The sequence below is a fragment of the Microcystis panniformis FACHB-1757 genome, from assembly GCF_001264245.1.
GTDB lineage: Bacteria > Cyanobacteriota > Cyanobacteriia > Cyanobacteriales > Microcystaceae > Microcystis > Microcystis panniformis.
Map to the genome: position 1 here is coordinate 285,588 of NZ_CP011339.1, position 18,707 is coordinate 304,294.

The window sequence follows — 18,707 nt, forward strand, 5'->3', positions numbered from 1 at the left end:
ATAATCGGACAAATTCGTTATCATCAATGACAACAACTTTAATCAATCATATTGAAATTACCCCGGAAACCTGTGGCGGTAAACCGCGCATCGCAGGTCATCGCATCAAAGTCCAAGATGTCGTTATTTGGCACGAACGCCTGGGAATGTCACCCGATGAAATTGTTTATCATTATCCCAGCATTACTTTAGCTGATGTTTACGCGGCCCTTTCTTACTATCACGATCACCTTGAAGAAATTAGACAACAAATCACAGATGATGATACCTTTGCCAAGGAAATGCAAGCTAAAACACCTTCTCTAGTCCAAGAAAAACTAAGAAAAATGAATGGGCAATAAAATTAAATTTCACCTAGATGAAAATGTAAGCTATAGTATTGCTCTTGGATTGCGCCATCGAGGCCTTGATGTTACTACCACTCCAGAAGAAAATTTATTGGGGGTATCTGATGAAGTACAATTGCAATTTGCCTTAGCCAATGGTCGCGTAATTTTTACTCAAGATACTGATTTTTTAAGAATCAATCAATCATCTATAACTCATGCAGGAATTGCTTACTGTCCCCAACAAAGTAAATCTATTGGTCAAATAATTCGAGGACTACTCTTAATCTGGGAAATTCTTGAACCGGAAGAAATGTATAATCACATAGAGTTTATATAGAACCGCATGAAAAAGTGAATTAGTATTTGGCAGATCGATAAAAATAATCAAAAAGCTAATTTTGTCACTCTTTACTACGATAAAATTAAGGAGTATGAATAATGCAAACCGTCCAACTTTTTCAACAAGTCAAATTATGTAGAGATGTCCCCGACACTATTTTAAAAAAAGGTGATCAGGGAACAATTATTGAATATTTACCTCCTAATGAACAACAATTAGAAGCAGGTTATCTCCTAGAAATGTTTGACAATAAAGAAACCATTGACGTGATAGCGGTTCCCGTTTGTTGGATAACTTCTATTAACTAACGATTAGCAAAAATTCAGGCTACATTAGAAGAAGATTAGAAACCCTTGATCACCTATACCAACCATGAAAATTAAAGCAATTCTCAAAATTTCACTTTTTATCCAAATAGGAGAAATTTCATGAGTACCACCATCAATCTTCAAATCACTTTTGAATCTCTAACCGAAGCGATTAAATCCCTTGACTTAACGCAAAAACAACAATTATTAGAAATACTAGAACAACAAATTTTTCAAGCAGAAGAAACTTCCTATCAAGACGACGAGGAAACCTTAGCAGAACTTCAACAAGTTCGGGATGAATATCAATCAGGCGACTATGTGACCCTTGAACAATACTTGAGCAAGGATTAAATCACAATGGATTATAGTATTAAAATCTCTAAATCTGTACAAAAACAGATTGATGACTTACCTAATCCCATCAAAAGTCGTATTCTTGAAAAAATCAAAGATTTATCAATAGAACCGCGTCCCTCTGGTGTAGTTAAATTAAAAAATTCTGATTATGAATACCGTTTGCGTGTTGGTGACTATCGAGTTCGCTATGAAATTGATGACCCAAAACAGGCAATACTCATCTTGCAATGTAAACATCGAAGAGATGTCTATCGCTAATAATTTAGAAACATTGCGCTACTTCAAATCCGAATTGATGTTTCTCGCCGAAATCGCCCAAAAAACTAATCGCCCTGAACTTGCCCTCAGCCATTGCCAACAAGCGCTTGAATTATGCCAAGAACTGGGGATTCCCTTGGTTAAAGATTGTGAGGAATTGTTAGGGCAAATTCAGGGAAACTTAGGAGATTCAGACAATAACTTAAAGTAACCCTGAGAAAATTTCAGTTTTTATCTATAAAAAACAATGCCTGCCAAAGATATTTTCCATGACTGTGTAAAACACGCCCTAATCAAAGACGGCTGGACAATTACCCATGACCCCCTACGGATTCGTTTAACAAGAGGTAAAAACCTATTTGTTGATTTGGGAGCAGAAAGACTATTAGCCGCAGAAAAAGGAACAGAAAAAATAGCCATTGAAGTTAAGAGCTTTACTCGTCCTTCTGATATGAAAGACCTTGAAGAAGCAGTTGGTCAATTTGTCGTTTATACCCATCTCCTAAAGCGTTATTATCCCGAACATAAACTATTTTTGGCTGTTAGCGAAAACACCTGCAAAACAGTATTTGAAGAAGAAGCAGGTCAAACCTTAATTGAAGATGGTATTATTCAGTTATTTAGTTTCGATCCCAACCAGGAGGTAATTGTACGATGGATTCCTTAATTGCCCAATATCGGCAAATTATTGAAAAAACATTCCAAGATTATGCCGACTTCCTCGACACTGATCGCCAAATCCAAATCGAATTAGTCCTAGATCAAACCCGCGATCGCTATTTATTGGTTGAAACAGGTTGGCAAAATGGTTATCGAATCTACGGAACCCTATTACATATTGATATTATTGATCAAAAAATTTGGATTCAACACGACGGAACTGAGGATGGTATTGCCGATGAATTAGTAGCCGCAGGAATCCCTCAAAACCAGATTATTTTAGCCTTTAAATCCCCTGAAATTAGACCCTATACAGGCTTTGCTGTCGCTTAACGTTCAAATATGATGGACAATTCTCAAGACCGCGATTGCGCTCTCAACTACTGCCAACAAGCCCTTAAATTCCCCCAGGAGCCAGGCATTCCCCTAATAAAAGACGGAGAGGAACTCCTCGTAAAAATGGTTCTTCGGTTTGTCTTATGCAACAGACAGGATTATAAGAGATGAAACCCTTATAGAGAAAGACATTTGGCGATTTTTGTCAATTGTTTTCGATCTAGAGCGAACTATACTTTAGACGTTCATAATCTGAGATTTATTAAACTTCTGAAATCGGAGAGTGAGCAAAAAATCAAGTTCTTTTTTATGTTTCAGATGGGCATCATTCAGACATCCATAAATAGCCGAAGAAAACTCAGAAAAGTTTTCAATCCCTCGTTGCAAGGGTCTCCCTTGTAACGCATTTCCAGAGGTTCTACCTCTTGTGTAACCCATCAGGGAAGGGAGGGAGACCCTCCCTTTCCTCAATAGACCACACCAGAGGCGAAATCGCCTACTTGTTACCATTACCCCGCATAGCTAAAACCGCATCGCGTAGTTTATCTGGCACTTCTTGCAGGTGATCCTCATCCCACTGGAAAAAACCGACACCCATAGTCAAAGAACGCAAATCAACGATAAAATCGTGCATTTCCGCTTGGGGTAGATAGGCCGTTACCTGATCCCAACCTTTCCACTCCGCAGAAGCTTCAAAACCCTGAATTTGACCGCGTTTACCACTGATTAACTGTAAAACCTTGGCGGTGTATTCTGAGGGAGCGAGAACCGTCACCGATAGAATTGGTTCTAATAAGACCGGATGACATTTAGGCAGTCCCTCCGTCATCGCTAGACGGGCCGCTTGTTTAAAAGCTTGTTCGGAACTATCGACACTGTGATAGGAACCATCGGTGAGAGTAACATCAATATCCACCACGGGAAAACCCAAAGGACCATGACCGAGATATTCCCGCACTCCCGTTTCCACCCCGGGGATATACTGTTTCGGGACAACACCACCGACAATGCTTTCATGGAAGTGGAAACCTTCCCCCCGGGCCAGGGGTTTAATATCCAGGTACACATCACCAAAAGCACCGTGGCCGCCGGTTTGGTGTTTATAACGTCCGTGGGATTTGGTGCTGGCCTTGATCGTTTCCTTGTAGGGGACTTGGGGTAAATGGGTGGTCATCGGTAGATTATACTTGCGCGCTAGGCGATCGAGGGCCACTTGCAGATGAATTTCTCCCTGTCCCCAGAGAATCACTTCTTGAGTATCACCGTGTTGTTCCCAGTAGAGGGAAGGATCTTCTTCGATCAGTTTTGTCAAAGCTGAACTTAATTTAACTTCATCCTTGCGATTTGCGGCGGCAATAGCGAGAGCAAAGACGGGTTTAAGCTGTAATCCTCTGGGAAGATCGGGTTTTTGACTGCCGCTGCTAACCACGTCTCCGGTGGCGATTCCCTCCAAACGACCGAGAGCGATAATTTCCCCCGCTTGGGCCTGCTGTAGGGGTTGTTGTTGTTGTCCCATGAGACGATAGATACCACCAATCCGCACACCGTTCAAGGCCATGCCATCGTTAAGGGTTCCCTGCCAGATTCGCCCTAGGGAGAGGCGACCGCCCTGGGGAGTAAAATAGGTTTTGAGGATTTGTACCACTGCATCCCCATCCGCACTGGGATCGAGACCGCGACGATTGGCGGTAATTGTCGGGGCCGGTGCTTCTTCCACTAAAGCGGTGAGGAGATGACGCACACCATAGTCCCGTTCCGCCATACCGAAGAACACGGGTACTATCTGATCGGCTCCCAGTTCTTGTTTTAAGTCTTGGAGAATTTCTTCCCGGGAGGGGTTAATATCTTCGAGGAGTTCTTCTAAAAGATGATCGTCAAATTCGGCGATCGTTTCCAGCATTTCTTGTCGAGCAATCTGTTCTTCTTCCTTGAGGTGGTCGGGTAAAGCGACAGGATCGGCGGGACTGTTAGCATGGTAATGATAAGCCTGTTCGTTGATTAAATCGATGAATCCGATAATTTCGTTGTTCTGACGGATAGGATATTGCTGGGGAACGAGGGGACGACTAGAAACGGATTTGAGAGCTTGTAGGACTTCGTTAAAGTGACTATTACAGCGATCCATCTTGTTGATGAAGATTAGATGCGGAATTTCCCAATCATCGAGGAATTTTAGCAAGGGAGCCAGGGTGAGAACTCGATCGACCACCGGTTCACAAACGATAATAGCAGCACCGGCCCCGACGAGGGCATTATAGGTTTCACTGGCAAATTCGATCGAACCGGGGCAATCGAGAAAGGTAAAATTTAGGTCTTGGTATTGACTATGGGCAACGGAAACTTCTACACTCATCTGTCGATCCCGCGCTTGGGTGGAACTATCAGCGACGGTGTTGCGATCGCTGATTTTGCCTTTTCTGGTGATTGCTCCTGTTACGAAAAGTAAACTTTCCAGTAAGGAGGTTTTTCCACTGGAGTAGGGGCCGACAAGGGCCACATTACGGGTGTTTGCTCCGATACTTTGATTCATACAGATACCCCCAACAATGATTTAGTGATTAGTTGTGGCGATTGGACGATATTTACACTCGATCGCCCTAGGAAATATACTGTCATAGCACTGAAAATTACTCTCAGGACGTATTTAGAAGTGAAAGGCCTGTCTTGCCATAATTTTGCCCAGTGCTACAGGTGTATTCTTTCCTACTCTTCACCCTAACTCAGTCTCAAGCATTACATCCCATTCTCGCAATCTCTTGTAAAATCTCGCCTACTTTTAGTTAAGGAACTTGAATAAATGTTAACTAAGCTGTTGACTATCGAGAGTTTTTCTCATCAACTGGATTTACAAAAACGAGAGGCAGCCTGATATAGTGAGAGGTCGGGATGATGTTTATCAAGCAATTTTTATGTTAAAAGCTGGAATCGTGGGACTGCCAAATGTGGGGAAATCGACCCTATTTAACGCTCTGGTGGCTAATGCCAAGGCTGAGGCCGCTAATTTCCCCTTTTGTACCATTGAACCGAATGTGGGTGTGGTATCCGTCCCCGATGAACGTCTGGAGGTTTTGGCTAAAATCTCTAATTCTGAGAAAATCGTGCCGACGCGGATTGAATTTGTCGATATCGCCGGATTAGTCAAGGGTGCGAGTCGCGGGGAAGGATTGGGTAATCAATTTTTGGCGAATATCCGGGAAGTGGACGCGATCGTTCATGTGGTGCGCTGTTTTGATAATGATGATATTATTCATGTTTCCGGTTCTGTGGATCCGGCCCGGGATATCGAGGTGATTAATCTAGAGTTAGCTCTGGCGGATTTGGGACAGGTGGAGAAGCGGGTGGAACGTTTACGCAAGCAGGCGAAAAATAGCAAGGAAGCCGCCGAAGAATTAGCTATCCTTGAAAAAATCCTAATTTGTCTTAATGACGGTATTTCGGTGCGAAAAGTGGATTTAAACAAAGAGGAAGAAGAATTAATTAAAAATCTCGGTTTATTGAGTCGGAAACCGATTATTTATGCCGCTAATGTTAGCGAAGATGATCTAGCTACGGGTAATGATTGGGTAGAAAGTGTCCGTCAAATTGCCCAACAGGAACAGGCCAAAGTTGTGATCGTTTCTGCTCAAGTGGAATCGGAATTAGTGGAATTGTCGGAGGAAGAAAGAAAAGATTTTCTTGGTTCTTTAGGAGTAGAAGAAGGGGGATTAAAATCTTTAATTCAAGCTACCTACGAGTTATTAGGACTGCGTACCTATCTCACCACCGGTCCCCAAGAAACCCGCGCATGGACGATTATTGCCGGTATGAAAGCACCCCAGGCAGCCGGAGTTATTCACTCGGATTTTGAACGGGGTTTTATTCGTGCAGAAACCGTGTCTTATCAGGATTTAGTTAATAGTGGCACGATGAGCGCAGCCAAAGAAAAAGGTTTAGTCAGAAGTGAAGGCAAGGAATACATTGTTCAAGAGGGTGATGTTTTACTATTCCGTTTTAATGTTTAGCTAAAAATAAATCAGGTGAGCGCTTCCACCTGATCAAAAGGTTGAATTTGGCGTTGTCAATAGCTGTAGGGCTAATTCATGAATTAGCCCTACAATTGGCGCTAATTCTGGAATTAGCCCTACACTTGGCTTTGTCAAATTGAAAGATGCTCCGAATTTCTGTCATAAACAATCTCTAAGCTTTTTTTACTCACTTTGGTTAACATTAAACTGAATTTTTTATCTCTTGACATACTCTAATTTATATTCTATAATTAGCTACAGGAGCAAGTTCTTGTTTAATCAAGATGGCGATGATCTCTGTCCACTAAAAGACTGGTTTGCTAGGAATGCAGTCGAGGCTAAAAATAGTTTATCTATTCAACAACTCGCAACGGAAAACGGTCAAATCAAACTGGAAAAATGAAAGAGCAAGGATTGTTATTTTCTGAAGACAGCCTTTTACCTGAAAAACTCCCCCAAATTCAGGAATTAAGACCTTCTAACAATCTTGCAGCAGTTTTTGAAGAGTGCCATAATTATATTTACGCCAACGAAGGAATGCTCAAAGACAAGATTTTTCACGAGATGGTTAAACTAATCATCATCAAACTTCATGATGAAAAATCTGCCAAGCAATCTGTAAATTTTGGCGTTACAGCAAGTGAATATAAAGCCATCGTCGCCAATAAGTCCGATGAATTTATGTCGCGTCTTAGTCAATTATTTACCTCCATCAAGAATCATTATCGGGGATTTTTCACCGATGACACATTCAAGTTAAAACCTTTGACTCTTGCTTATATTGTAGGCAGGTTACAGTACATTAATTTAACTAAAACATCTGGGGATATAAAAGGGGAAGCCTTCCAGACTTTTGTAAATAGACACCAGCGTGGAGATAGGGGAGAATTTTTTACCCCTCATCCAATTGTCCGCCTTGCGGTTGAAATGATAGACCCCAAACCAAACGAAAAAATTATAGATCCTGCTTGCGGAAGTGGTGGTTTTTTAATTCAAGCAATCAACCATGTTCGACAAAATAATCCAGAGTTCAATATAGCAAGTTTTGTGCAAGAAAGTATTACAGGAATTGAATTTAATCCCGATGTCGCCCTTTCCGGAATGATTCGTTTAGTTTTTGAAGGTGGCACAGGTGCAGAAATTATCTGCACTAATGCGCTTATCGAAGATGAAAAATTAAATAATTCTTTTGATGTTATCTTGACCAATCCTCCTTTCGGAAATAAAGGCAAAGTAGAAGACCAGACAATTCTTAAATCATATCTTCTTGCCCGGAAATGGCATAAATCAGCGTCCAATAGTTGGGAAGTTTCCCCAACCATTTTAGCGGGTCAGTCGCCCGATATTTTATTTATTGAGAAATCTATAAAATTATTGCGGGTAGGTGGGCGCATGGCGATTATTCTGCCCGATGGTTTATTACAAAATATCTCTAATGGACCGATTCGGTATTGGTTGCGCTCCCAAACAAAAATATTAGGGGTTGTTTCCATACCGTCGGAAGCATTCGTGCCATACGGTACAGGAATCAAGACATCACTTTTAGTAGTTCAAAAATTACCAGCAAACAATGATTCTTGTTTTATGGCACAAATCAAAAAAATAGGCTATGACGTTAAAGGACAAACAATATATAAGCGCAACGAGTCGGGAGTTATAGCCCGAACAAAATCAGGTTTGCCAATAGTTGACGATGATATAGATGATATTTCTCACTCTTTTAGGTCATTTATCAATGGCGAATTTGCACAAAACAGCGATTGTATTTATACAGTTAAAAACACACTGCTCAATTCGAGACTGGATGCCGAACATTATTTACCCAATGACCAAAAATTATTAGAACATCTGAAATCTATTGGAGCGAAACCTTTAGGTGAAATTGCCGATATTTTGAGAGATTGAGCTGATTTTCGTTTAGCCAGGGATAGTGAAATTAGATATATCGCTATTTCCGATGTTGATTACCGTACAATGCAAGTTGTTTCCCAACAAATAATCAAGGCACATGAGGCCCCATCTCGTGCAACTTATAGATTGTACAAAGGTGATATTATTACAGCAATTTCAGGAGCAAGCACGGGAACACCACGCCAAGCAACAGCCCTAATCACAGAAGATGAAGACGGGGCAATTTGCTCAAATGGATTTTCAGTATTAAGAAATATTCAGGGAGTCGAGCCTTTGTTTTTATTAGTATATATGCGAACAGACTTTTTTTTGCGTCAGATTAAAAGGTATATGACAGGTCATGCCATTCCTACTATTTTAGTAGATGATTTGTCTAAAGTTTTAGTGTCTATTCCACCCAAATCTGAACAGCAGAGAATCGCCAAAAGTATGGCTGAAATTCAAGCAATTAGAAAAGAATCGTTAAAAGCAAGTGAGAATGTTGTTAACGAAATGAGTCTTTTACTTGGCCAATTTGAGTAAGGCAAAAAGCAGGTTAAGCTTAGAAAAAGTCTTAAGGTGGTTGATTTATCCCAACCTTAAGACAGGACTAGAATAGCTAGGATAAATCAACAGGGATTCTCAATTCGCCCGGGAAATGTGCGTCGCCAGGGCCGCCGATTGTAGGATGGGGGTAGTGGTGACGGAATCCGTCGCTAGGGTAAAGAGAGGATTGGAGAGGATACCGGCCAGGGAAGTCGCCACTAGGGAGAGGACAATACCCACCTGTAGGGGACGCATCCCGGTAAGAGTCCAATTGATAACGGGGTAATTTTTCACCGCATCGGACATCTCTTGGGGTTCCTTGACCACCATCATTTTGACCACACGGATATAGTAGTAAATCGAGGCCACACTGGTGACTAAACCAACGAGGACGAGGGCATAAAGTCCCGCTTGCCAACCGGCCCAGAATAGATAAATCTTACCAAAGAAGCCCGCTAGAGGTGGAATTCCCCCCAAAGAGAGGAGACAGATGCTTAAACAGAGGGTTAGCAGCGGATCTTTCTGGTAGAGTCCCGAATACTCAGCGATCTGATCGGTTCCAGTTCTGAGAGCAAAGAGAATCACACAGGCAAAAGCCCCTAGGTTCATGAACAGGTAAATTAACAGATAGAAAATCATGCTAGAGTAACCCGCGTCAGTACCGGCGGTTAAACCAATCATGACAAAACCCGCCTGACCGATCGAGGAATAGGCTAACATCCGTTTCATGCTAGTTTGGGCTAAGGCGACCACGTTGCCGAGGATCATGCTCAAAATTGCTAGAGCGATAAAGATAAACCGCCATTGTTCGCTCACTAGACCGAAAACCGTCACTAATAGGCGAATTGCTAGGGCAAAACCCGCCGCTTTGGAACCCACCGAGAGGAAAGCGACCACGGGAGTGGGTGAACCTTCGTACACATCAGGGGTCCACTGGTGAAAGGGAACCGCCGAAATTTTGAAGGCGATACCGGCAATCACAAAAACTAATGCGATCGCCAAGGCCAAGGACTGACCACCGTTAACATCGGTTAATTTTTGGGCAATGGCACTTAAACTGGTTTCACCTCCGGATAAACCGTAGAGAAGGGAAACACCATAGAGGAAAATCGCCGAACTAGAAGCTCCAATTAACAGGTATTTTAAAGCAGCCTCGTTCGATCGAGGATCCCGCTTCATGTAACCGGTCATTAGATAGGAGGAAATACTGAGCATTTCTAGGGAGATGAAGATCATCACCAATTCACTAGAGCCAGATAGGAACATTCCCCCGAGGGTTGCGGTGAGCATAATGGCCAAGAATTCCGCTAGGGAGGTTCCCGCTTGTTCCACATAACGGATAGACATCAGCACTGTGGAGGCGGTAGAAAGAGCAATAATCGCCCTAAAGACGATACTGAGATTATCGCCCTCAAAAGCCCCTAAAAAGGCCACTGGTTTCGGATTGTCCCAGGCAAAATAGAGAGCAACCACAGCAGCGAGCAGACCAGCGATCGCAACGTAGGGCAGCCAACTTCTGGCACTCCGTCCCACGATTAAATCGCCGATTAAAATCACCATCAGGGTAATAATCAGGATTCCTTCGGGCCAGATAACGCCGGCGTTTAGCTGACTGGCAACAAGACTAGAAAAATCCATATTGATTGAGGTTAAAGGAATTTGAAGTTAAAAAAGGCTTAATACAAGCTTAGGGCATTTGATCAGCGATTCAGTGATCAGTTATCAGTGATCAGTGATCAGATGTGAGTTTTCAGTTCACCGATCGCCGCTATTGGGTTAAAATTTCTAAAAAACCAGATAAATTTGAGATAATCTTAGCTTTTATGGGTATTATACTTGTCCATTGTCTTTTTTATCCTCTTGTCTCCTAGTCTCCTCAGCTAAGGGAAAATCTTTGATTTTTGCAGCCGAGCTAATTTCTGGTGGTGACAACTTGTCACCGAAATGTATCCACGTTAACAGGGAAAAAGTGAAAACTCAGGAAATCATGACATAGACTGGCATCGTTAGTTGTCGTTGAAGGATTCTGGTAAAATCAGGCTAGGGGAAACACCCGAAAAATCAATTGTTTTTGAGCCATCCGCTTGATTTTTTTGTGGAAAAATTTTCTAGTTCGCTCAATCCTTTTCCTTTAGCGATCGCTTGAATGAGTAACGAAACCTATCTCAATCATCCCACTTTCGGTCTATTATACAGAGTGTGTCTATTAGAAGAACATCGGGAATTATTCACCACTCTTTATGCCCAACGTCTTTTTTTTCTGGTGACGGTGGGACCAAAAAAAGTCTCGTTCGATCCGATTAGTCGTTCCGATGCTCGTCTTTTAGTGGAAAACCGGCTGCGAAATTTGCGCCGGGGCAGTAATGTGCAAGAATTTAACAGTCTCAACCAAACTTATCAACAAACCTTTTCAGTCTAGTTCATGACGATCGCTAGTCGTATCGAGTCCATCCGTCTTACCCTACCCCCCGGCACGCGTCTGATTGCCGTCAGTAAACAGGTATCGAGCGATTATATCCGTCAAGCTTACCGAGCAGGAGTGAGAGATTTTGCCGAAAGTAAGCTACAGGAAGCAATCTCGAAGCAGCAAGAACTAAAAGACCTCCCAGATATTTCTTGGCACTTTATCGGGCATCTACAGGCAAATAAAGCCCGCAAAGTCCTAGAATCTTTTGATTTAATCCATTCCCTCGATAGTTTAAAATTAGCCCAAAGACTCGATCGCCTGGCCGGGGAATTAGAGATTAATCCCCAAGTTTTGCTACAGGTGAAAGTTGTCCCCGATCCCGATAAGTTCGGTTGGGACAAGGCCGAACTCTTAGCAGCTCTTCCCGATTTAGTCAACTGTCAACAGCTAAAAATTCAAGGTTTGATGACAATTCTGCCCCAGGGATTATCGGCTGAGGAAAAGTTAGCCGCCTTTGAAAAAACCAGCGATTTAGCCCAAATAATCGAGAATAGCTCTAGTTTATGCCTGCCCCATCTATCCATGGGGATGTCTAACGATTATCCCCTGGCCGTCAAGGCCGGAGCCACTTTGATCCGGGTGGGAACTGGTATTTTTGGTGATCGCATTTACTGAACCATCGGCGTAAATTTACAGAAAAAACCTCTAGAAAATTTAATAATCCGTGACAATATATCTTAAAATTACAACGTTCAGTCTAGAAACTGGTGGTTAGAAATGGGGAATGGACTTTTTCCCAATCCCTGAAAACTATTCCCCCTGATACCTGATAACTGAAAAGAGGGAACTAACCGCTGCCTCCAGACGACTAAAATGACGAACCCTTAACAAAATAGTTCCCCTGTACCAAATGAGAGCAAGAATTGTTAAAGGCCAATAAATAACCCCGACTCTAGACAAGACCACCCAAAAAAATCTTTTGAAGGACATTAGACTGTGAACAACATTTTTACCAAGCTCAAAGATTTTGTCGGTATCTCCGAACAACCAGAAGACGAAGATGAAACCGACTACGAAGAAATGAATTGGGAACAGTTTTCCCCCCAAGAGAAGGATCAAAACGAAGAAGAAGAACCCCTTAATCGTCGTCAACGCGAACCTTTAAATCTCAATACAGCCACATCTATGGGACTCAACAGAAGCAACGTGATCGGTATGCCAGGTATTAACAACAATAATGCAGAAGTAGTCGTGATCGAGCCCCATTCCTTCGAGGAAATGCCCCAAGTTATCCAAACCCTGAGAGAACGCAAATCGGTGGTTTTAAATCTCAACGTCATGGATCCCGAAGAAGCACAAAGAGCCGTGGATTTTGTCGCCGGTGGCACTTATGCAATTGATGGTCATCAAGAACGCATCGGTGAGAGTATTTTCCTATTTACCCCCAGCTGCGTTAAAGTTAGCACCCTTTCCGGAACTATTCACGATATCGCTGATAACCCGAAAATGGCTCGTCCCGTTTCCTCCGCACCTGCTTGGGGAGCCGAAAGCAGTCGATTAGCTCAATGAATCCTGCCATAGTCCTCTCGTCAGGTTTGTCGAAGCTAGAAATCGATCGATTTATCGAGAGGATGCGTTTTTTCTTGGTAGGATAGCTAAATCTCTCTTTTTTACTTTTTACTTTAAAAAATACTGTGTCTATTCGTTTAGGAATTATTGGCGGTGGAGTGATGGCCGAGGCCATTCTCAGCCGTTTATTAAAAAAAAATATTTATAGTCCGGAAGCGGTGTTGGTTAGTGAACCCCAATCCCAACGGCGCAACTTTTGGGTGAATACCTACGGAGTACAAGTCAGTGAGGATAACCGGGAAGCCGCCAGAGCAACCGAGGTGTTAATCTTAGCGGTAAAACCGCAAATTTTAGAGCAAGTAGTCAATAGCTTGCTGGGAATACCCGAAAAACCCCTAATTATCTCGATTTTAGCGGGAGTTACCCTCAATCGCCTAGAAATGGGCTTTCCCGATCGGCCCGTCATCCGGACGATGCCTAATACCCCCGCCACGGTGGGACAAGGGGTTACAGCGATGGCGGCCGGTCGTCATGCGGAACCGGAACATCTGGCCGTAGCTAGAGATATTTTTGCTGCGGTCGGTTCGGTGGTGGAAGTTCCCGAGGCTTTGATGGACGCGGTAACGGGATTATCGGGATCGGGCCCGGCATTTGTGGCCTTGATGGTGGAAGCTTTAAGCGATGGTGGTGTGGCGGCCGGATTACCGCGATCAATTGCGTCTCAATTGGCCATAGAAACAGTTTTAGGGACGGCAACCCTGTTAAAAGAATCGGCCATACATCCGGGGGAATTAAAGGATCGCGTCACTAGCCCGGGGGGAACCACGATTGCTGGGGTGAGACAATTAGAAAAAGGCTCTTTTCGATCGACTATTATCGAGGCAGTAGTGGCGGCCTATCAACGTTCTAAAGATTTAGGGCGTAGTTCCGAAAAGTAATTTTTGTATCTTTTTTAACCATAAGTAGGTAGGCGTTAAAAATTATCAGACACCCCCCTTATCAAGGGGGGATTAAGGGGGGACTAAGGGGGGACTAAGGGGGGATCGGCACCCCCCTTATCAAGGGGGGCAGGGGGGATCGAACCTAAAATCCATTTTTAATTTAATTATAACCAGCTACTTAACTGATGTCTCGATCTGTGATAAGATACGCAGCAATTCTTGTCCAGAAAAAGTTATGAATAAGAAATCTAATCGTTTTGATTTAATGGCATTAATTGCCATTGCTGTTTTTTTTCTGGGGATTGTTTTCTGGAAAGTCCCGCTTCATTATCCCTATATCCTTAATTTTGATGAAGCGGTGGCCCTGGTACTTGCCTACGTCACTAAACAAGGTTATCGTCTCTACGAACAAGTTTGGCACGATCATTTATCGGGTTTATCTCTTTTACTAAATAGTTGGTTAAGCGTGACAGGATTTACTATCCATGCCGCGCGCCTTATGGTGCTTTCTTTGTCCACAATTATGTTAGGAATTTTTTATCTAATTCTGAGAGTTAATTGCGGAATATTAGCTTCTTGTTTATCGGTATTTATTCTCTCAACCTGTCTAGTGTATATTACCCTATCAACGACAATGTTGCGGGAGTTACCCTCACTTTTTTTTACAATCTTAAGTATTTTTATCATCTTTAAAGCCGTTCAATTCACGGGTAAGCTTAAGTATGGACTGTATTTACTCAGTGCCATTGCTTTCGTTTTTTCCCTGCAAATTAAACTTTCAGGCATTACTATTATCCCAACTGTAGCTTTAATTATTTTTCTCAATCAACAAAGTAGCTTTATTAAAAGAATCATTGATATTGTTATTTGGTCAGTCGCTGTCGTTTTAGTCTTTGTCTTGGGTTCCCTGACTATTTTTCCTTTTTCCTACGAAAATATTATTAAATCTCATGTCAGCGTTGCCTCTAGTTTTACTCAAGAAAATCTCACCTTATGGACTCTCTTACAAAGCGCCCTACAGCACGAACCAATTTATCTAATCGTGACAGCGATCGCTATTATAGCGATGGTTTTTACTCGCAATATAATACCACTTTTACCGCCCTTGATCTGGTTGGGTTCTAATCTATTTAGATTCGCCACAGTCGCGCCAATTTGGCCCTATTACTATATCCATTTAATTATTCCCGCCGTTTGGATAATTGCCTTGTTTGTCGAACAGTTAAAAATTACTGATAGCCTCGGAGAATTTAGGCAAAATCGAAAAATAACCCAGGAATTAGTTCTCAAAATGCTGATTTTTCTCTCCCTTTCTGGTCAATTTCTCTTTAATACCTTGAGAATAATTACCAATCGTGATCCTGCAATTAATGCCTACGTTCAATTTAACAAAAAGTATAAACCTCTTTTAGCAGAAGCTGTGTTTGAAAAATTTAAAAACTCCGATAAACTCCTGTTAACCGACAATCCTCACTACATATATCAATATTTCTTGAAAACACCCCAGAAACTGCTGTCATGACCAGAAAGAGATTTATCAATCAGAATCTTGATGGAGATTTTATCCTAGAAGTCATCGAAAAAAGACAGCCGGATTTAGTTTTCCTCTATCGATTTGAAAAGCAATTTCTGCAATCACCAAAACTCAAGGATTATTTAGAGAAAAATTATATCCAGTTTCCCGATCAGCAAGAAAAAGGAACTCTCTTTATCAGTCCGAAAACTTGGCAAGAATATCAAAGTAAGGCTAATTAGAAATTGTGGACGGGGACTATTAACGTTTTTTCTTTTTTACCGGTTTTTGAGCCACTTTTCGAGAACGTTTATAGGCAGATCCGATCCAATCACTACAACTATGACTCATCGCCCCTAATTCTAAACCCAGGAAAATAGCGATCGCTACCCGGGGATACTGTTGCCATAATGCGATCGCTTGCTGCGGCCACAGTCGCCAATCCCAGTCTATACCCCAGAAACTTTGCAGGATGGGAATGATGATGATCGCCGCTAGTAAAAGAAAACTACCCAGATAAAATAACCGAAAGACCGTGCCGATCAATAAACCGTGGGATAACCAACCGCGATGACGGATCATAGAACGATAGGGTAGCCACAACCAGCGCAGATAACCCCAACGTTTGTACTGTACCGAGTGGATGTCCAGATCTGGTCCAAACAGGAATCCGCTAAACAAATAACTGGCCAACAGTAACAGGGTTAAGTTACCACTGCCACTGACCAAAAAACTCGCCCCCGCAATCGGTGGCAGCAGAATTAGGGTAATGCGATCGTGAGTTCGACCAGAGGGCATCGGAAAAAAATTAACTCGCTCAAAAAAATAATATACTTTTTTGAAAATATGTGTTATGCTGAGAAAGTACGAAATTAATTCGGGCGTTTAGCTCAGTGGTAGAGCGCCTGCCTTACAAGCAGGATGCCGTAAGTTCGACCCTTACAACGCCCATTTTATTCGATCCTTGCCTCGTCAAGCTTTCATACCCGATCGCCGGTTTAGATTAAAACTATTGAGGGGAATTGCTGCTGGAAGGCAAAATTGCGACTATTTGCTAGTAAGCTAGTCAGTAGGTACTAGGATTAATTCGTTGCGGCACACCGGTTATATGGCCAATTGGAAATGTATTAAAAATTGTGGAGCTTGTTGTCAACTAAATCCCGATGAGCGTCCTGACTTAGAAGAATATCTTACCCCCGCACAATTAAGTCAATATCTCAGCATGGTGGGGGAAGATGGTTGGTGTATAAACTTTGATCGCCAAACCCGTCTCTGTACCATTTATGACCAGAGACCAGAATTTTGTCGTGTTCAACCCGATATTTTTGCCAAAATGTATCAAATTGAACCGGGAGAATTCGATCAATTTGCGATCGATTGCTGTCATCAACACATTGAGGATCTTTATGGGGAAGATAGCCTAGAAATGAATAGCTATCGTCAGCAAGTAGGCTAAGATTTATCCCTATCCCAGAAATAACTCAGACGGAGAAGAAAACAAGTGTTCTGGTTATTGTCCCTAGCTTCTCAATGGCTAAACCAGTAAAATTACGGAATTGATTGTTTCCCTGTTGAGGAGAAGTCTATAGGAAACTCGAAACCTCTAGAGGTGCAGAGTTTGAGTTCAGGACAGGGAAAAACTATCATGGAAAAACCGGAAAAACAGCGCCGCAGACGCGGGGTTATCCTCACCACCACGGGACTAGAAAAATTACTTACTGCCAAACAAGAAGCGGAATATCGGGATAATTGCGGTTATCGCTTCACCCTAGAAGTCCTCAGCGAGAAAACTCTTTTAGGGGTAGATACTCTGATGAAGGTATTTGCTTGTGAATCGGGAGTGGATAAACAAACCCTGAAACATTGTTTTCAAGCTTTTAATTTAACTTTAGAAAATAGCGATTATTATCGTCCTAACCTACCAGAAACTAATAGTATTAATCCTCAACTATTGGCTGAATTACCAGAGGGACAAGTCCCCCTCGATTCCCCCTTTTATATTAACAGAAACAATCTAGAACAGACTTGTTATCAAGAGGTCTTGCGCGGGGGTAGTCTGATCCGGATTAACGCACCCAGAAAAATGGGAAAAACCTCCCTGATGGCCAGAATTATTAATCATGCACAACAACAGCAATACCATACACTTTATTTCAGTTTTCGGTTAGCAGAAAGATCAATTTTTCAAGATTTAAATCACTGTCTGCGTTGGCTTTGTGTTAGTATTAGTCGTCAGTTAGATTTAGACAATCATCTCCCAGAGGATTGGGATGAATTCTTAGGGGGTAAAATTAACTGTAAAATCTATCTAGAAAAGCATATTCTCTCCCATCTCGATCACCCTTTAGTGCTTGCCTTTGATGATCTTGAATATCTTTTACCCTATCCACAGCTAGGGGAAGAATTTTTTAGTATTCTGCACCTCTGGCACGAGGAAGGCAAAAACAAACCCCTCTGGCAAAAATTACGTTTAATTGTTGCCTATTCCCCTGCACACGAGCTTGATAAAACCTTAGATACCTATCAATCTCCTTTTAGTCTTGGTTTACCGATCGAATTGCCTAATTTTACCAGCCCACAAGTACGAGAATTAAGTCAAAGACAGGGATTAGATCAGAATTTTGACTCCGAAAAATTACGGATATTTCTAGGGGGTAATCCCTATTTAATTCGTCTTGCTTGCTATCATCTTGCTCGGGGTAATTGTACCCTAGAAAGCATTTTAGCTACTTCGATCGACGAGGAAAATAATATTTTTGCAGATCATCTTAAACGTTTACTTTGGCATCTACAATACTTAAAAGGCAATTTGTCGGCTATCTTTGCTAAGGTGGTGATGGCGGAAAAAGACATAGAAATTGATTTAATGGCAGCTTTTCACCTAGAAAGTCTCGGACTGATTCACCGACAAGGTAAGTTTTGCCGAGTCAGTTGTCCTCTCTACCGTCAATATTTTAGCGAATATTTCCGGCAACGTTCTGTTTTTTTGCCTCGAAAAACTTCTATCTTCGCCAAAAAAATTACGCTTGCTCACTTTGATACTTCCGAAAAAAGTCGCTATGCCATGTAATTTATAGTCCGTTAGGCACTCGACTAACACAGCCTACGATTGTTAAAGTTATCACCATCAACATCCTCAACGAAAATCAACAATGTCATTATGGTGGGATAGGCTTGTAGTTCCTGTGTTTTACGAATAAAACTTTTCGTACTCATCTTGACATCCTCGCCGCCGTAAAACGGACG

At 42.1% G+C, this 18,707-nt stretch carries 19 protein-coding genes, 1 tRNA gene and 3 pseudogenes; 19 read left to right on the top strand and 4 right to left on the bottom strand.

Going from position 1 to position 18,707, the window contains the following annotated elements:
* Positions 1-26: 26 nt before the first annotated feature.
* The 8 genes from VL20_RS01410 to VL20_RS01445 all read left to right on the top strand — a co-directional run bounded on the left by VL20_RS01410 (position 27) and on the right by VL20_RS01445 (position 2,588).
* On the top strand, positions 27-341 hold the full coding sequence (locus tag VL20_RS01410) for a DUF433 domain-containing protein (protein ID WP_002767946.1): 315 nt from the start codon (positions 27-29) through the stop codon (positions 339-341).
* Positions 331-666 (top strand): DUF5615 family PIN-like protein, encoded by a 336-nt coding sequence (locus VL20_RS01415; RefSeq protein WP_052275387.1) that lies wholly within the window; start codon positions 331-333, stop codon positions 664-666. Before VL20_RS01410 ends, VL20_RS01415 begins: the two co-directional genes overlap by 11 nt.
* A gap of 101 nt (positions 667-767) precedes the next feature.
* A complete protein-coding gene (locus tag VL20_RS01420) occupies positions 768-977 on the top strand; it encodes a DUF4926 domain-containing protein (RefSeq protein WP_002767944.1) in 210 nt (69 codons plus the stop codon).
* A gap of 120 nt (positions 978-1,097) precedes the next feature.
* Positions 1,098-1,331, top strand: a complete 234-nt coding sequence (locus tag VL20_RS01425; RefSeq protein ID WP_002767942.1) for a hypothetical protein — start codon at positions 1,098-1,100, stop codon at positions 1,329-1,331.
* 6 nt (positions 1,332-1,337) lie between these two features.
* Positions 1,338-1,595 (top strand): type II toxin-antitoxin system RelE family toxin, encoded by a 258-nt coding sequence (locus tag VL20_RS01430; protein ID WP_052275388.1) that lies wholly within the window; start codon positions 1,338-1,340, stop codon positions 1,593-1,595.
* Positions 1,582-1,806: a HEPN domain-containing protein gene (locus VL20_RS01435; protein WP_052275389.1), complete on the top strand. Its 225-nt coding sequence runs from the start codon at positions 1,582-1,584 to the stop codon at positions 1,804-1,806. Before VL20_RS01430 ends, VL20_RS01435 begins: the two co-directional genes overlap by 14 nt.
* 36 nt (positions 1,807-1,842) lie before the next feature.
* The gene (locus VL20_RS01440) at positions 1,843-2,262 is read left to right on the top strand and encodes a XisH family protein (RefSeq protein WP_052275390.1); all 420 of its coding nucleotides are present in this window, start codon (positions 1,843-1,845) and stop codon (positions 2,260-2,262) included.
* Positions 2,250-2,588, top strand: a complete 339-nt coding sequence (locus VL20_RS01445) for a XisI protein (RefSeq protein WP_002788474.1) — start codon at positions 2,250-2,252, stop codon at positions 2,586-2,588. Before VL20_RS01440 ends, VL20_RS01445 begins: the two co-directional genes overlap by 13 nt.
* Positions 2,589-2,828: 240 nt before the next feature.
* Here VL20_RS01445 and VL20_RS01450 read toward each other — a convergent pair.
* Positions 2,829-2,966, bottom strand: a pseudogene (locus VL20_RS01450) (IS630 family transposase); the annotation flags it as partial.
* A 121-nt stretch (positions 2,967-3,087) separates the two neighbouring features.
* The gene (locus VL20_RS01455) at positions 3,088-5,121 is read right to left on the bottom strand and encodes an elongation factor G (RefSeq protein ID WP_052275391.1); all 2,034 of its coding nucleotides are present in this window, start codon (positions 5,119-5,121) and stop codon (positions 3,088-3,090) included.
* A gap of 379 nt (positions 5,122-5,500) precedes the next feature.
* Between VL20_RS01455 and ychF the strand changes: the two genes are divergently transcribed.
* The 3 genes and pseudogenes from ychF to VL20_RS01465 all read left to right on the top strand — a co-directional run bounded on the left by ychF (position 5,501) and on the right by VL20_RS01465 (position 9,028).
* The gene (gene ychF, locus VL20_RS01460; protein WP_052278350.1) at positions 5,501-6,592 is read left to right on the top strand and encodes a redox-regulated ATPase YchF; all 1,092 of its coding nucleotides are present in this window, start codon (positions 5,501-5,503) and stop codon (positions 6,590-6,592) included.
* Between the two features lie 274 nt (positions 6,593-6,866).
* The gene (locus VL20_RS32115) at positions 6,867-6,998 is read left to right on the top strand and encodes a hypothetical protein (protein ID WP_260441168.1); all 132 of its coding nucleotides are present in this window, start codon (positions 6,867-6,869) and stop codon (positions 6,996-6,998) included.
* Positions 6,995-9,028: pseudogene (locus tag VL20_RS01465) on the top strand (N-6 DNA methylase). Before VL20_RS32115 ends, VL20_RS01465 begins: the two are co-directional and overlap by 4 nt.
* Before the next feature lie 99 nt (positions 9,029-9,127).
* Here the strand turns inward: VL20_RS01465 and VL20_RS01470 are convergent.
* Positions 9,128-10,669, bottom strand: coding sequence for an NAD(P)H-quinone oxidoreductase subunit N (locus VL20_RS01470; RefSeq protein WP_052275392.1), 1,542 nt, complete (start codon positions 10,667-10,669; stop codon positions 9,128-9,130).
* Between the two features lie 508 nt (positions 10,670-11,177).
* Between VL20_RS01470 and pipX the strand changes: the two genes are divergently transcribed.
* The 5 genes and pseudogenes from pipX to VL20_RS01500 all read left to right on the top strand — a co-directional run bounded on the left by pipX (position 11,178) and on the right by VL20_RS01500 (position 15,703).
* The gene (gene pipX, locus VL20_RS01475) at positions 11,178-11,450 is read left to right on the top strand and encodes a transcriptional coactivator PipX (RefSeq protein ID WP_002733869.1); all 273 of its coding nucleotides are present in this window, start codon (positions 11,178-11,180) and stop codon (positions 11,448-11,450) included.
* 3 nt (positions 11,451-11,453) lie between these two features.
* Positions 11,454-12,113 carry a YggS family pyridoxal phosphate-dependent enzyme gene (locus VL20_RS01480; RefSeq protein ID WP_052275393.1) on the top strand — a complete coding sequence of 220 codons (660 nt, stop codon included), beginning with the start codon at positions 11,454-11,456 and terminating at the stop codon, positions 12,111-12,113.
* 321 nt (positions 12,114-12,434) lie between these two features.
* Positions 12,435-13,007, top strand: a complete 573-nt coding sequence (locus VL20_RS01490) for a cell division protein SepF (RefSeq protein WP_002788446.1) — start codon at positions 12,435-12,437, stop codon at positions 13,005-13,007.
* Positions 13,008-13,132: 125 nt separating this feature from the next.
* Positions 13,133-13,945, top strand: coding sequence for a pyrroline-5-carboxylate reductase (gene proC / locus VL20_RS01495; protein WP_052275394.1), 813 nt, complete (start codon positions 13,133-13,135; stop codon positions 13,943-13,945).
* A gap of 238 nt (positions 13,946-14,183) precedes the next feature.
* Positions 14,184-15,703: pseudogene (locus tag VL20_RS01500) on the top strand (ArnT family glycosyltransferase).
* Between the two features lie 19 nt (positions 15,704-15,722).
* On the opposite strand, the gene VL20_RS01505 reads toward VL20_RS01500, so the two are convergent.
* Positions 15,723-16,259, bottom strand: coding sequence for a metal-binding protein (locus VL20_RS01505; RefSeq protein WP_046662393.1), 537 nt, complete (start codon positions 16,257-16,259; stop codon positions 15,723-15,725).
* Between the two features lie 81 nt (positions 16,260-16,340).
* Here VL20_RS01505 and VL20_RS01510 point away from each other — a divergent pair.
* The 3 genes from VL20_RS01510 (at position 16,341) to VL20_RS01520 (ending at position 18,531) form a co-directional block, all read left to right on the top strand.
* Positions 16,341-16,412, top strand: a tRNA-Val gene (locus VL20_RS01510).
* A gap of 157 nt (positions 16,413-16,569) precedes the next feature.
* Positions 16,570-16,917, top strand: a complete 348-nt coding sequence (locus tag VL20_RS01515) for a YkgJ family cysteine cluster protein (RefSeq protein ID WP_052275395.1) — start codon at positions 16,570-16,572, stop codon at positions 16,915-16,917.
* Between the two features lie 189 nt (positions 16,918-17,106).
* Complete coding sequence (locus VL20_RS01520; protein ID WP_052275396.1) at positions 17,107-18,531, top strand: AAA-like domain-containing protein; 1,425 nt, start codon at positions 17,107-17,109, stop codon at positions 18,529-18,531.
* Positions 18,532-18,707: the final 176 nt, after the last annotated feature.